Raw genomic sequence first — 13,466 nt, 5'->3', positions numbered from 1 at the left:
CCATTAGCGGCCGGTGCCGCCGCGCGAAAGGACGGTCATCGTCCGGTGCCTCCGTAGACGACGGCCTCGTCGCTGGCGGAGTCGAGGCCGAAGGCGGTGTGCACCGCGCGCACGGCCTCGGGAACGTCGTCGGCGCGGGTGACGACCGAGATGCGGATCTCGGAGGTGGAGATCAGCTCGATGTTCACGCCGGCGTCGGAGAGGGCCTCGAAGAAGCCGGCGGTGACGCCCGGGTTGGTCTTCATGCCCGCGCCGACGAGGGAGATCTTGCCGATCTGGTCGTCGTAGCGCAGCGACTCGAAGCCGATCGTGCTCTTCGCCTTCTCCAGGGCGTCGATGGCCTTGCGGCCCTCGGTCTTGGGGAGGGTGAAGGAGATGTCCGTCAGGCCGGTGGAGGCGGCGGACACGTTCTGCACGACCATGTCGATGTTGATCTCGGCGTCGGCGATGGCGCGGAAGATCGCGGCGGCCTCGCCCGGCTTGTCCGGGACGCCGACGACCGTGACCTTGGCCTCGGAGGTGTCGTGAGCGACACCGGAGATGATGGCCTGCTCCACCTTCTGGTCCCCTTGCTGAATCGGTTCGCTGCTGACCCAGGTGCCCTGCAGTCCGGAGAAGGACGAGCGCACGTGGATCGGGATGTTGTAGCGGCGGGCGTACTCCACACAGCGGTGGAGCAGCACCTTGGAGCCGGAGGCGGCGAGCTCCAGCATGTCCTCGAAGGCGATCCAGTCGATCTTCTTCGCCTTCTTCACCACGCGCGGGTCGGCGGTGAACACGCCGTCCACGTCGGTGTAGATCTCGCAGACCTCGGCGTCGAGGGCGGCCGCGAGCGCGACAGCCGTCGTGTCGGACCCGCCGCGCCCCAGCGTGGTGATGTCCTTCTTGTCCTGCGAGACGCCCTGGAAGCCGGCGACGATGGCGATGTTGCCCTCGTCGAGAGCCGTACGGATACGGCCCGGCGTGACGTCGATGATCCGGGCTTTGTTGTGGACCGAGTCGGTGATGACGCCTGCCTGGCTGCCGGTGAAGCTCTGGGCGCTGTGGCCCAGGTTTTTGATCGCCATGGCCAGCAGTGCCATGGAGATCCGCTCTCCGGCGGTCAGCAGCATGTCGAACTCTCGTCCGCTGGGCATCGGAGATACCTGCTCGGCGAGATCGATCAGCTCGTCCGTCGTGTCGCCCATCGCGGAAACGACCACGACCACCTGGTGGCCGTTCTTCTTCGCTTCCACGATCCGCTTGGCGACGCGCTTGATGCCCTCGGCATCGGCTACGGAGGAGCCTCCGTACTTCTGCACGACAAGGCCCACGTGCGCTCCTCGCTCAGTCCGTCTCTGCACCGCACAACTGCGGTCGGCTCAGTCTAACGAGCGGCCGGATTTCCCTTCCGAAGTATCGCATCGTGAGATGTCCCGCTCACGACGTGATCACTTCGGAGACGTCAGGTCTGCCGGGCCCTCCGGCCGCTCCAAGGCGGCACCTGCCCGCCCTCCCGCCGACCACTCCGGAAAGTGCCCCGTGTCACATGGGGCCACCGTGACTTAAGTTTCAAGCACTAGTGTTCGCCTGTGCGCGTACTCCTGGTGGAAGACGACGAGCCGGTCGCCGAATCGGGCCGCGCCGCGCTCCGGCTCCGGCCTCGCCATCGTCAAGCAGCTGATGACGGACGACGGCGGGACGGTGGCGCTTAAGGACGCGCCGGGAGGCGGACTGTGCGTGGCGATCAGCGTCTCTGATTAGCTGAGTGATCCTATGCAAGTCGTGGTGTCTGGCATGGGTTCTGCCCACCGTGGAGGGGTGGCGTGGGTGTGCAGGTGGAAGCCCGCGCCCAGTGCTGCTCCTCGTGGCCGGTGTCGGCTGGTGGTGGGTGTGCTGATCGTCGTCACGCCCTGGTACCGGTGGGCTGCGCGGGGCAGCCGGGGCCGGTCCGTGTGAACGTGTCCCTCCGGACGCTGGCCCGCCGGACCCGAGGGTCTGGCGGGGGAGGGTGCCCTGCGTCGCCTGGGCGCGGGGCGTGTGGTGCGGTGCCGGGTGGGTCCGGTCTTGGACCGGTCCGTCCGGCTCGTCTTCGGCGCGGACGCTGTGATGACCGCGCCCGCTTCGAGTCTGTCCACCACCACACGGATCGCCATGGCCCCGCTGGTGCGGTCGGTGACGGTTTTGGTCTGGTGGGTGAGGCCGCGGGCGGCGATGCGCCGCCACGCTCCTTGGTCGCGGTCGCCCTGCCAGCCGCAGGAGCCGCACACGGCCCATTTCCAGCCCGGTGTCGTGGGCCGGTCGGGGGCCTTGCAGTGCCGCAAGGGCACCAGGCAGTGCGGGCAGTGCTTGGAGGTGCCTCTGGCCGGAACGGTGACCACGGCGATACCGGCCTCCGCGGCCAGGTGCCGCATACGGTCCACGATCCGGCCGCGCACCGTCTGGGACATGCGGGTGTTGATGCTGCGGCCCATGCCGCGGGCTTCCATCGAGCGGAGGTCTTCGACGTAGATGACGCTCGCCCCGGCGGTGATGGCCTGGTCGACGGCCCAGCGGGCGGCGGCCCGGGCCAGCGTGTCGTTGAGGTTCGACCGCCGGTGGGAGACGTGCCGGATCTCGTCGGCCAGCACCGCGTGCCTGCCGGTCAGGTGGTGCTCTTCGGCCCCGCCGATGAGCCGCTCGTAGTGGCCGGCCTTGGTGTGCAGGTGCTCGCCCTGACGGCGCAGGCGGTGCTGTTTGGCAAGGACTCCAGCGGCGCGGAACATCGCCCCGGCCCCGAGGGCGGTGATCGTGCCGTCGTCGTGCAGCCGGGCGGCTCCGGCGGACAGCAGGGTGTTCAGGCCCCAGTCCACGCCCAGCGCGACCACATGCCCGGAGCGCTGTGTCTTCGGGACGGGGTGGGTGTAGGCGAGATCGGCCCGCACCCGGCCCTGACGGAGGCGCAGGGTGGGCAGGTGCAGCACCGCGTTCGCGGGGATCGTCGGCGGCAGCGCAATCGGGCAGGCCACCCACCTCCAGTCCGCGTAGGACCGCGGGTCGGGACGGGTGGGCAGCTGCACCCGCAGCAGCGCCCGGCCCGGCTCGTCGGCGCGTTCGATGGTGGCCTGCTGCCCGTCGCAAGCAGACAGCAGCAGCATCCGCCCGAGCCGGGGCGCGGCCTCCACCTCGAACACATCGGCCGGCATCCGGCCATGCTTGCTGACGAAGGCGGTGATCTGCCGGGTACGGGACTTGATGACGCTCGAGGGCACAGACCGCCCGCCGGGCACCGCTTCCCGCACCGCATCCCACTCCCCAGCAGTCCGCCTGGCGGGGTCGGCGGGCCAGGTCGCGATGACCGCGGCGGTCAGGTCGGCACGCCACTTCACCGAACGCAGTGTGCGCCCGGCCGTCTCCTGGGCGATGCGCACGATGCGGTCGTTGACGCGGATGCCCTCGCGCGGGCCGACGGTCCAGCCCAGGCGGCGCAGGGCCATCCAGGCGTTCGACGGCAGCGCGCGGCCCCCGCCGTCCTCACCGCGCGCCAGCACGTCCACATCGGCGGTATTCCAGTGCTCGGCCAGCAAGGCGGCGGCCATGCCAGACACCAGATCGGCAGCCCAGCCCACCTGCTCCGCCAGCACAGCAGCCGACAGGACTTCGCCGCCCCTCTCCTCCACCCCCGTACGCAGCAGACCACGGGCACAGGCGGTGCGGGCAGTCTCACCCTCGCCGAGCGGCAGCTTCCGGCTCACCACCGCCCCCTCCCCCGTCCGTGATGCTGTCATCCGATCAACGACACACCCCACAAGAAGGTCACGCATTCGATCCCTGCACTCACATACGACACCGACACCGAACACACCGCATGACGCCAGCAGATGACGAATCACTACGGATACCTAAGGAAACACGTGAGCCTTCGCTCGACAGCACAGCGGAGTGGTGGTTGACGATCAGCCACTGGTCGCCGCGCTTCTCGTACTTGTACGTGTAGCGGGCCTCGATCGTGCTCTTCTCGCCGGTCTTCGGGTCGGTGACATGGAACTCGTACAGGCCGGCGTCGATGGCGGAGTTCTTGTCGAGGACGTTGACGACGGACCTGACCTTCTCGCCCACCGGCTTCTTCTGCAGGAAGTGCTCGAAGTAGTCGACGATCTCGGCGTGGGTCGTACGGATCTTCGGCGAAGCGGTGGGCAGGAGCACGGCGTCGCTCGCGTACCGGTCCGCGACCGTCTCCGGGTCACCGGTCTGCAGCGCCGCGTTCCAGCCGTCGAAGAGGGCGGCGATCTCCGCCTTGGTGGGCTTGCTCGACGTGGGCTCCGCACTGGCCGAGGTGATTCCGACGCCCACGGTGGTGGCGACGGCGAGGGCGGAGGCGGTGAGTATCGCGGCTCGGGTGCGGGTGCGGAACGGACGCTGCATGACAACTCCAGTGCGGTCGGGGCTGGATGCTCCCTCCCGCAGTGCTCCGTGTGCTCTGCGGTGGGAGTGACTCCAGCCTCGCGTCGCACCGGTTAGGGGGCGTCCAGGGGACATGCAGGGCTGATCCAATAACCGGCCAACTCACGTGGTGTGAGGGGTCGGTTACGGGTGCGCCGGGGTGGCGTGCGAGGGCTCCGGCCGGGGCAAGGCCCCTGCATGACAGGCGAGTTGCTGCTGGGTGTCATCGTGCTGGTGGGCTCCTGCGTGCAGTGGCTCACGGGGATGGGGTTCGCGCTCGTCGCGGTGCCCGCGCTCGTGCTGCTGCTCGGCCCGGCGGAGGGCGTCGTCCTCGCCAACTGCGCCGCCGGGGCGATCAGTGTCGTGGGGCTCGCGGGCGGATGGCGGAGAGTACGGCCGCGCGCGATGGTGCCCCTGTGCGTGGCGGCGGCGTGCACGGTCCCGGCGGGAGCGTGGCTGGCCCGGCGACTGCCGGAGCCCGCGCTGCTGGCGTTCATGGGCGCGCTCGTGACCGTCGCCGTGCTGCTGGTCATGCGGGGCGCGCGGGTGCCGGCCCTGCGCGGGACCCGAGGCGCGGTGGCCGCGGGGGCGGCGGGCGGGTTCATGAACTCCGCCGCGGGGGTCGGCGGTCCGCCGATTTCCCTGTACGCCGCCAACGCCGGTTGGACCGTACGGGAGTTCGTGCCGAACGCGCAGTTCTACGGGGTGGTGGTGAACGCCTTCTCGGTTGCCGCGAACGGGGTGCCCCATCTTGGCGAGGGGCGCTGGGGATTGGTGGTGACGGGGATGGTGGTGGGCGCCCTGGCCGGCCGGGCGCTCGCGGAGCGCGTCCCCGAGAAGCGGGCCCGTCTGCTGGTGTTGCTGCTGGCGCTGACCGGCGGGGTCACGACGCTGGGCAAGGGGCTGTGGGGGCTGTGAGCGGATGCGCGGCGACCGGAAGGCATCGACTACGGTGCCGACCGGGGCGATGGCCGCAAGGAGCATGCCAGTGAAGGGAGTTGAGGGCGTGCGGGGTCAGGCACGGCGATGGTGGCCGGCGGCGACCGCGGTGACGGTGGCACTGATCGGCGGTCTGCTTCTGGCGGGCCAGATGCGCCAACTCCACCACGGTGAAGCGGAGTTGGCGGCACTGCGTCACCACGGGCGGCACGCATCGGCCCATGCGACCCTGGACACCGCCTTCTCCTCCGGGGGGCGCGGCACGAGCTGCGAGACGTCCTCGGTGTGGCTCGACTTCACCGATGCCACCGGCGACCCCGTCAGCGAGCCGGAGGAGACGATCGGCGGCTCCCTCTACGTCCCGCACGGCTCCCCGGACCGCGAGGGCCGGGTGGCGACGACGGTCGTCTACGACCCGGCGCACCCGGACCGGGCACAGGCCGTCGGCGCCCTGGAGCAGAGCGTCCTCGACCTGGCGCGACACCACTGGCTCGCACTGACCGTCGCGCTCGCTCTGCTCGGCGCGGGCATCACCGGCGGCATCGCCGCGTGGCCGCGGCGTGCGGGGAGATGACGGATTACCTGACCTTGCGCAGCCCCAGCGGGCCCGCGATCTCCTCCGCCATGACCTTGCCCGCTTCCTCGGCGAGGGCTTCCTCGCCGAGGTCCTGGTCGGTGTCGAGGCCGTCGAGCTCCTCCAGGGGCTGGTTCAGCCGCACGTGAGCCACCACGGACTGGAGGGCGCGCAGGGTCGCGGAGGCGGTGGAGCCCCAGTTGGAGAAGTACGAGAACTGCCACCACCAGAGGGCTTCCGTGGTGCGGCCCGCCCGGTAGTGGGCCATGCCGTGGCGGAGATCCGTGATGACGTCCGCCAGGTCGTCCGAGATACGGGCAGGGACGGGGGCCTTGCGGGGCTCGTACGGGTCGAAGACCTCGGAGTAGACGTCGACCGGTTCCAGCATCACCGCGAGGCGTTCGCGCAGCTCGTCGACGTCCGGTTCCGGGCCGAGGTCCGGCTCGTAGCGCTCGTCGGGAACGATGTCCTCGTGCGCGCCGAGGCGGCCGCCGGCCAGGAGGAGCTGGGAGACCTCCAGGAGGAGGAAGGGCACGGCCGAGTCCGGCTCGTCGCCCTTGGCCACCTCGGTGACGGCGACCAGGAAGCTCTCTACCTGGTCCGCGATCTGGACCACGAAGTCGTCGGGGTCCTGGCTGGTCGCGTGCAGCGTGGCGTCAGACATCTAGGAGTCGTCTCCCCTCGAAGGCGCGGCCGAGCGTGACCTCATCCGCGTATTCCAGGTCGCCACCCACTGGGAGGCCGCTGGCCAGGCGGGTGACCTTGAGGCCCATGGGCTTGATCATGCGGGCGAGGTACGTGGCCGTGGCCTCGCCTTCCAGGTTCGGGTCCGTGGCCAGGATGAGCTCGGTGACCGTGCCATCGGCCAGGCGCGCGAGGAGTTCCCTTATCCGCAGGTCGTCCGGGCCCACGCCCTCGATGGGGCTGATCGCTCCACCCAGTACGTGGTACTTGCCCCGGAACTCACGGGTGCGCTCGATCGCGATGACGTCCTTCGGCTCCTCCACCACACAGATCACCGACAGGTCGCGGCGCGGGTCGCGGCAGATGTTGCACAGCTCCTCCTGCGCGACATTGCCGCAGGTCGCGCAGAAGCGGACCTTCGCCTTGACCTCCATGAGGGCCTGTGCGAGACGGCGGACGTCCGTCGGCTCGGCCTGCAGGATGTGGAAGGCGATCCGCTGCGCGCTCTTGGGACCGACGCCGGGCAGCCGCCCCAGCTCGTCGATGAGGTCCTGGACCACGCCTTCGTACACGGACTGCCGCCCTTCCTGGAATCTTTCAGTACGTACGGTAGTTGGCCGCCGCCTGTCTTTGAAAGGCAGGCCGGGGTCTCAGAACGGCAGGCCGGGGATGCCGCTGCCGCCGCCGAGGCCCTGGGCGAGCGGGCCGAGCTTCTGCTGCTGCAGCGCCTGGGCGTTCTCGTTCGCCGCCTGGACGGCCGCGACGATCAGGTCCGCGAGCGTTTCGGTGTCGTCGGGGTCGACCGCCTTCGGGTCGATCACCAGGGCGCGGAGCTCGCCGGAGCCCGTCACGGTCGCCTTCACCAGGCCGCCGCCCGCCTGGCCGTCGACCTCCGTCCGCGCCAGCTCCTCCTGCGCGTTCGCCAGGTCCTGTTGCATCTTCTGGGCCTGCTGGAGCAGCTGCTGCATGTTGGGCTGGCCACCACCGGGAATCACGATCAGCTCCTGGTTTCGAGTACGGCTGTGCAGCCGTTTTCCCGTCCGTTTTCCTGTCCAGCTCGAGCCTACGTGGTTGGCGGGCCCGTCGCCCAAGCACTCTTTCGAGTGAGACGGTCGGCAGGCATATACCTGATCAAGACCCTCTTCTGGGCGGAAAAGCCATGAAACTCGGGCCATCGCCACCCATTGGGCGGTAGGAAGGGGGCGGCGCTTTTGCACCATACGCTTTTGCTCCACGCGTCACACGGCGTCACGCAACGTCATCACCGTCGTCAGTAGGGAGTGCCGGGTGAGTCAGCCGGAGATGCAGCCCGAGGGGCCGCCCCAGGACGGGCGGGGCGACGGGGCGGCGAGGCTGCGGCCGGGTGACCTGACCGGCCGGCCGTTTCCGCTCGGGGACTGGGGGGAGCCCGCGGAGCGGCTGCACGAGTTGTACCGGTGGGTGGAGCAGGGGGCGCTCGACACGGCGTCCTGGTATCTCGCGGACCGGGTGTGGAAGCGCTGGGGGGCTCGGATACTGCGGGGCGGGGCCGCGGTGGGGGCGGTGGCCGGGGCCGCGCTGCCGTTGCTCGATCTCACCGGGGTGGTGAGCGGGGTCGCTCCCTGGGGGTATCTGGCGCTGCTGATCGGGGTCGCGTGCGTGGCGGGGGACCGGTTCTTCGGGGTGACCTCCGGGTGGATAAGGGATGTGGCCACGGCACAGGCCGTGCAGCGGCGACTGCTGGTGTTGCAGTTCGACTGGGCCTCCGAGAGTGTGCGGGAGGTTCTCGGGCCGGCGGAGGGGACGGCGAGTGAGGCGACGGAGCGGTGTCTGGGGGTGCTGCGGCGCTTCTCCGAGGACGTGACGGAGTTGGTCCGCGCCGAGACCGTGGACTGGATGGTGGAGTTCCGGACCGGGTCCGCGCCGCTGGGGATCCAGTCCTCGCTGGCGGGCACCCCACGGGTCGAGGGCACACCGGCCGGGCGGGCATCGCTCCCTCCGGGAACCCGACCGAACATGCCGCGCCAGCGGCCACCGGAGCCTCGGTAGCCGCTTCCGGGGCGGGGTGCTCGGCGTGAGCGTGAGTGCAGGCCGCAGTGGTTTTCGCCCCCTCCGCCCCTACCCGTCCCTACCTGGGGCTCCGCCCCAGCCCCCCGCCGGGGGCTGCCGCCTCCTGGACCCCTGCCCCGGACCCTCACCCTGGCCCCCCATGGGGCTCCGCCCCATACCCGCGTACCGCTGGAATCGGAGGCCTCGTCGTGCACGCGTCAACTGGGGCCAGGAGGGGCAGAAACTGTCAGCAGATGAAGGGGAGTTGGAAAACTTCCGTGATTCACGGGAGCGGACCCACTACGCCCAGTAGTCTCTCGACTTCACGGCGGGCAAGGCGAGGCGACCTGACCTGTCTTGACCTGTCCTGACCCGTCGAGGAGGACCTGAGGGGGATCTTCCATGGCCGTACCCCACCCTTCGCCGAGCGGGTTTCCGGACGACGAGGGAGCCGACGACTTCGTACGGGAGTACCGGCAGGCCGTGGCGCCCGCGGAGCGTGAATCGCTGGCGCACACACCGCCGTTGGTGATTCTGAGCGTCCCGGGCGAGGAGGCCGACTACGACGCGCGGGTCCGCCGCGTCATCGGCGAGCTGGAGAAACCGCTCACCAGCGAAGACGACGCGAAGCTCGTCCCGTACGCCGTACCGACCGCGGGACAGGACTCCGACCTGCTCAGCGGCTCCGTCGGACGGGGGCTCTCCTCGGGCCCGCCCGCGCACATGACACCGGACCGCTTCCCCGGCTTCTGGCCGCTGTGGGACTCCGTCGACTACATCCGGCAGCACGCGCAGGAGCGACGGGCACCCGGCTCCGCGGTCCTGCGCGACCACGCCCACGAGCAGCTGCGGCTGCACCGGCGGCAGCGGCGCGAGGGGAGCGCCCAGGTCTTCTTATGGGCGCTCGGAGGAAGCAGCGCTCCCCCCGCCGGCGGGATCCGCGGCTGGCTGCTCGGCTCCGTGTGGCAGGGGCTCACCAGGACCCTGCCCCGCTCGCTCTGGGAGCATCGCAAGACCCGCAAGCTGGTGCGCGCCGGACGGCTCTCGCTCTCCCGCGGCCCGAGGTGGCTGGCCACCCGGCTGAGCGCGGCCGGCGGTGGCGAGTCGCTCTTCGTGATGATGGACGAGGTCGCCGACCGGCAGATGCCGCGTCTGGCTCTGCCTCCGGAGCACCCCCGGCACGCCGAGTCGCTGCTCGCGCTCGACGAACTGCTGACGCGCGCCGTGCTGGAGGACCTGAAGGAGCCCGCGATCGGCACGTTCCGCCCGCTGCGGCGGCGCCGGACCGCCCGCCCCGTACTGCTGGTGCCCCTGCCGAGGCGGGGCACGGAAGGCGCCGAGGCGGCGGAGCGCTTCCTGCGCGCCTTCCACCAGGAGCGCGCCCACACCCTGCGCCATCCCGGCCCGCTCGTCATCGCCGTCGGACGACCCTCGGAGGAACTGCTGCGGGACCTCGGCAACCCCCCGCAGAGCACCCTCACCCAGGCGGGCAAACTGCTGCACCAGTCGGCGACGGGCACGGTCCACGTACGGCTGCGGGACGAACCCTTCGCCCGCGACGGGCTGTTCATCCGCCCGGTCAAGCCCAAGACGTACCACCTCGGCGGGCGCACCGTGACAGCGGGCGTGACCGGCCTCTGCGTCCTCGTCGTGGCGACGGTGGGCGGCTTCATGTACGTCAGCACGACGCCCGACCCGTCCGAGCACGACTGTGTCGGCGGCGACGTCGACGTGGCGGGCGCCGAGTACGACCGGGAGATCGAACTGCGCCCCAAGGAGTGGTACGAGGACACGCTCGCGAAGATCGCCGCCCAGAACAAGCGGGCCGAGGACTTCGCCGCGGAGGGCAAGACCGTCCGTACGGTCGTCGCGTTCACCTCGGCCGAGCCCACCGGCAAGACGGAGACCCTGTTCGACGGGACCATCCCGGAGCTGCGCGGCATCGCCATGTGGCAGGAGAAGCTGAACAACGAGGCGGTCGCCGACGACTCGCGCGTACCGCTGCGCGTCGACGTGCGCCCCACCGGAAAGGGCTTCGTCAACGCCGAGAGCAAGGCCCGGGAGCTGGTCGACCAGATCAAGAGCGGGCAGGTGGGCAAGAACGGCGAGAAGGCCAAGGACTACGAGAGGATCATCGGCGTCCTCGGCTACGCCCAGAGCAAGACCTGGACCCAGAACGCCCTCAAGATCCTCGAAGAGGTCGAGCTCCCCGTGATCGGCACCACCGCCACCGCGGACGAGATGCTGGACAGCGGGAACTACTGGCCCTTCACCCCGCTCAACAGCACCGAGGCACGTATCGAGGCGGACTTCGCGGCCGGCTCGCCGGTCGTGGCGCGCACGGCCGGCGGCTGCGAGCCCGCCGGGCACGCCGTGGTGATCCAGAGCTCGGCGGACCTGTACAGCAAGAGTCTCGCGGAGAAGTTCCGCCAGGAGCTCTCCGGCAGCACACAGCTGGTCAACTTCTCCCAGGAGGGCGACTTCACCGGTGCGCCGCCCGGCACGCCGAAGATCAAGAGCGCGCACGACCTCGCCGACACGGTGTGCGAGGCGCTGAACGGTGACAAACCGACCGTCGTGTACTGGTCGGCCCGCGCCCGCGACTTCGTCGCCTTCGTCAACGCCCTCGACACACAAGGCACGTGCACCCACCGCGATGTGACGGTGCTGGGCGGCAACGAGCTCACCAACGTGGCACTCACCGGCGAGTTCAACGACAAGGACTGGCTGCGCCTGTACTACTCCGCACACCGCGTGCCCGTCGAGGACGGCCACGCCGGCGCCAAGACGAAGCAGTTCGCCGCCGCGTACGACGACTTCGTCCCCGGCTCCGCCGAGGACGACCCCTGGCGCGACGACGGCCACTCCGCGGTGTCGTTCGACGCCTTCCACGTCCTGTCCCGGGCCGCCGACATGGCGTTGTCCGGCAAGGGCGGCGTGGACCCGAACGCCATGATCACGGCACTCCGCAGCGGCATCACCTTCGACGGCGCGACCGGCTATGTGTCGTACGACCAGGGCAGCAACATGCCCCCGCGGGACAAGGCCCTGGTGCTGCTGCGGCAGTCGGGAAGCGGGCCGCTCGTCGCCCTGGCGTGCGGCGCCTATCGGCAGGGGGCGAAGAGCCAGGCGCAGGGGCCTCCCTGCGCCGCGCAGTGAGGCGTGGGCGGGGTCCGGTGAGGACGCGAGCAGGGGTCGGTCCGGTGAGACGAACCCCGCGGGTGCGGGCTCAGCCGTCTCCGCAGATCCGCAGCCCCACCGGCGTCCCGCACGGCAGATGCCCGTGCGTGCGGATCACGTCCTGGCCGCTGCCCCGGCTGATGTAGGAGAGGAAGCTGGAGGCGAGGGAGTCGGCGGGCGGCTGGCCGTAGGTGTAGGCGTACTCGATCTCGCGGTACGGGTAGTCGGAGGTGCCGTGCTCCAGGTCCTCGACGGACGGGGTGTGGCCGTCGAGGTTGAGCTTCTGCAGACCCTCGTGAGCGGTGGCGCTGTTGAGTTCGCTGTAGCCGATCGCGCCGGGCAGCTTGGCGACCGTGTTCAACACCTGGTCGGTGGAGTCGAGTTCGCAGCGCACGACGGGGGCCGTGGGGTCGTCCTTGTGGACGCAGTCCAGTGAGGAGTTGGCGATCTCGCCGCGCCCCAGCACCCGCCGCTGGAAGACTTGTCGCGTACCGGAGTTGGCGTCCCGGCTGACGAGGAGGACGGGCCGGTCGGGGCCGCCGAGCTGCTTCCAGTTCTTGATCTCGCCGCGGTAGAGACGGCGTACGTCGGTGAGCGAGAGGTTCTTCAACGGAATGTCGTCGTTGACGACGAGCGCGAAGACCGAGACGGCGATCCGGTTCTCGCGCAGCCGGTCCAGACCGCTCGGCTTGGGACCGTCGGAGAGGGCGACGACGGCGGGCGAGCCGTTCGCGGACTTCGCCCCGGTGGCGTCGAGTTCGCGCACCCCGGCGGTGCTGCCGTGCGGATCGACGGCGATGGTGGCGCCCTCGCAGTCCTTCTCGTACTTCTTGGCCAGCTCGCGCATCACGGGCTCGAAGGCGGTGGAGCCGGTGACCGTCAGGGTGCCCTTCTCGCAGCCGGCCGGGGGCGGGGCGTCGTCGCGCAGGACGACGATCAGCGCGAGCGTGACGACGCACACGGTCAGCATCACGGTGATCAGCCGGGCCGCGCGGCTGAACAGCGGCGGCTGGTCGTCCGGTGTCGTACTGCGGTTGGGACTGACCTCGCCGTCCCGGATGCCGCCGATGAGCCGGACCTCGCTGCCCACATGGCCGCCCGAGAGCAGCACGAGCAGCTTGAAGTGCTCGCCCCGGTTGAGCGGGACACGCGGGATGCGCAGGGTGCCGCCGTCGTAGCCGAGGCCCGCGGACGGGGTGAAGTGGTCCATGAGGTGGTCGGTGCCGGGCGGCTGCGTCACCGACACCCCGCGGATGGTGCGGTCGGCGAACACCGCTGTCAGACCGTGGAGTTCACGGGCCGTGTAGTCGCTGTCGCCGATGCTCTGCGAACCGTCGTTCTCGATCCGCAGCAGGACGAAGGTGGCGTCCGCCATACCCGGCGCCTCGTCGAACCAGCCGAGCCGTACGTTCGCCCGCCCCGAGCTCACGTTCTCGCCGATCGGGTTGTCCATCTGGACGCGGTACCCGATCCGTTTGCGCCGCGGCACCCGGCGCTCGTACCAGACCATCCCCGCGGAGGCCACGATACCGACGACGGCGGTCCCCACGGCCACGACGTTCTCTGCGCTCAGCCACTCCACTTGAGCCACTCCCCCGAGCCTCACCGTGCGGAAACGGTACGACTCGGGCCGGAAACACCCGACATACGGGAGATGAAC

At 70.3% G+C, this 13,466-nt stretch carries 10 protein-coding genes and 1 pseudogene; 4 read left to right on the top strand and 7 right to left on the bottom strand.

What is annotated here, in order from left to right; all coding sequences use genetic code 11:
- Positions 1–35: 35 nt before the first annotated feature.
- From ACFY0T_RS09205 to ACFY0T_RS09195, 3 genes and pseudogenes are all read right to left on the bottom strand, one after another.
- Entirely contained in the window at positions 36–1,313 is a 1,278-nt protein-coding gene (locus tag ACFY0T_RS09205) for an aspartate kinase (protein ID WP_388866382.1), read from the bottom strand.
- 426 nt (positions 1,314–1,739) lie between these two features.
- The gene (locus ACFY0T_RS09200; RefSeq protein WP_388866379.1) at positions 1,740–3,716 is read right to left on the bottom strand and encodes a zinc ribbon domain-containing protein; all 1,977 of its coding nucleotides are present in this window, start codon (positions 3,714–3,716) and stop codon (positions 1,740–1,742) included.
- Positions 3,717–3,888: 172 nt separating this feature from the next.
- A pseudogene (locus tag ACFY0T_RS09195) lies at positions 3,889–4,383 on the bottom strand (SgcJ/EcaC family oxidoreductase); the annotation flags it as partial.
- Positions 4,384–4,599: 216 nt separating this feature from the next.
- Here ACFY0T_RS09195 and ACFY0T_RS09190 point away from each other — a divergent pair.
- Together ACFY0T_RS09190 and ACFY0T_RS09185 are read left to right on the top strand one after the other, a co-directional pair.
- Positions 4,600–5,319, top strand: coding sequence for a sulfite exporter TauE/SafE family protein (locus ACFY0T_RS09190; RefSeq protein WP_388866377.1), 720 nt, complete (start codon positions 4,600–4,602; stop codon positions 5,317–5,319).
- Positions 5,320–5,389: 70 nt separating this feature from the next.
- Positions 5,390–5,914, top strand: a complete 525-nt coding sequence (locus ACFY0T_RS09185) for a DUF3592 domain-containing protein (protein WP_388866374.1) — start codon at positions 5,390–5,392, stop codon at positions 5,912–5,914.
- A 4-nt stretch (positions 5,915–5,918) separates the two neighbouring features.
- Here ACFY0T_RS09185 and ACFY0T_RS09180 read toward each other — a convergent pair whose 3' ends face one another.
- From ACFY0T_RS09180 to ACFY0T_RS09170, 3 genes are all read right to left on the bottom strand, one after another.
- Complete coding sequence (locus ACFY0T_RS09180) at positions 5,919–6,578, bottom strand: DUF5063 domain-containing protein (RefSeq protein WP_388866371.1); 660 nt, start codon at positions 6,576–6,578, stop codon at positions 5,919–5,921.
- Positions 6,571–7,170 (bottom strand): recombination mediator RecR, encoded by a 600-nt coding sequence (gene recR / locus ACFY0T_RS09175; protein WP_388866368.1) that lies wholly within the window; start codon positions 7,168–7,170, stop codon positions 6,571–6,573. Before recR ends, ACFY0T_RS09180 begins: the two co-directional genes overlap by 8 nt.
- Positions 7,171–7,248: 78 nt before the next feature.
- On the bottom strand, positions 7,249–7,593 hold the full coding sequence (locus ACFY0T_RS09170) for a YbaB/EbfC family nucleoid-associated protein (RefSeq protein WP_388866365.1): 345 nt from the start codon (positions 7,591–7,593) through the stop codon (positions 7,249–7,251).
- Positions 7,594–7,885: 292 nt separating this feature from the next.
- Here ACFY0T_RS09170 and ACFY0T_RS09165 point away from each other — a divergent pair, with 292 nt between their 5' ends.
- Together ACFY0T_RS09165 and ACFY0T_RS09160 are read left to right on the top strand one after the other, a co-directional pair.
- Positions 7,886–8,626, top strand: a complete 741-nt coding sequence (locus tag ACFY0T_RS09165) for an SLATT domain-containing protein (RefSeq protein ID WP_388866362.1) — start codon at positions 7,886–7,888, stop codon at positions 8,624–8,626.
- Between the two features lie 402 nt (positions 8,627–9,028).
- Positions 9,029–11,785: an ABC transporter substrate-binding protein gene (locus ACFY0T_RS09160; protein WP_388866359.1), complete on the top strand. Its 2,757-nt coding sequence runs from the start codon at positions 9,029–9,031 to the stop codon at positions 11,783–11,785.
- Positions 11,786–11,855: 70 nt separating this feature from the next.
- On the opposite strand, the gene ACFY0T_RS09155 is transcribed toward ACFY0T_RS09160, so the two are convergent.
- Positions 11,856–13,388: a substrate-binding domain-containing protein gene (locus tag ACFY0T_RS09155; RefSeq protein WP_388867039.1), complete on the bottom strand. Its 1,533-nt coding sequence runs from the start codon at positions 13,386–13,388 to the stop codon at positions 11,856–11,858.
- Positions 13,389–13,466 lie beyond the last annotated feature (78 nt).

Source organism: Streptomyces sp. NPDC001530, from assembly GCF_042894545.1.
In the GTDB taxonomy this organism is placed as follows: domain Bacteria; phylum Actinomycetota; class Actinomycetes; order Streptomycetales; family Streptomycetaceae; genus Streptomyces.
The sequence above is the reverse complement of the archived record's forward strand: the minus strand, read 5'-3'. Positions and strand labels throughout refer to the sequence as shown.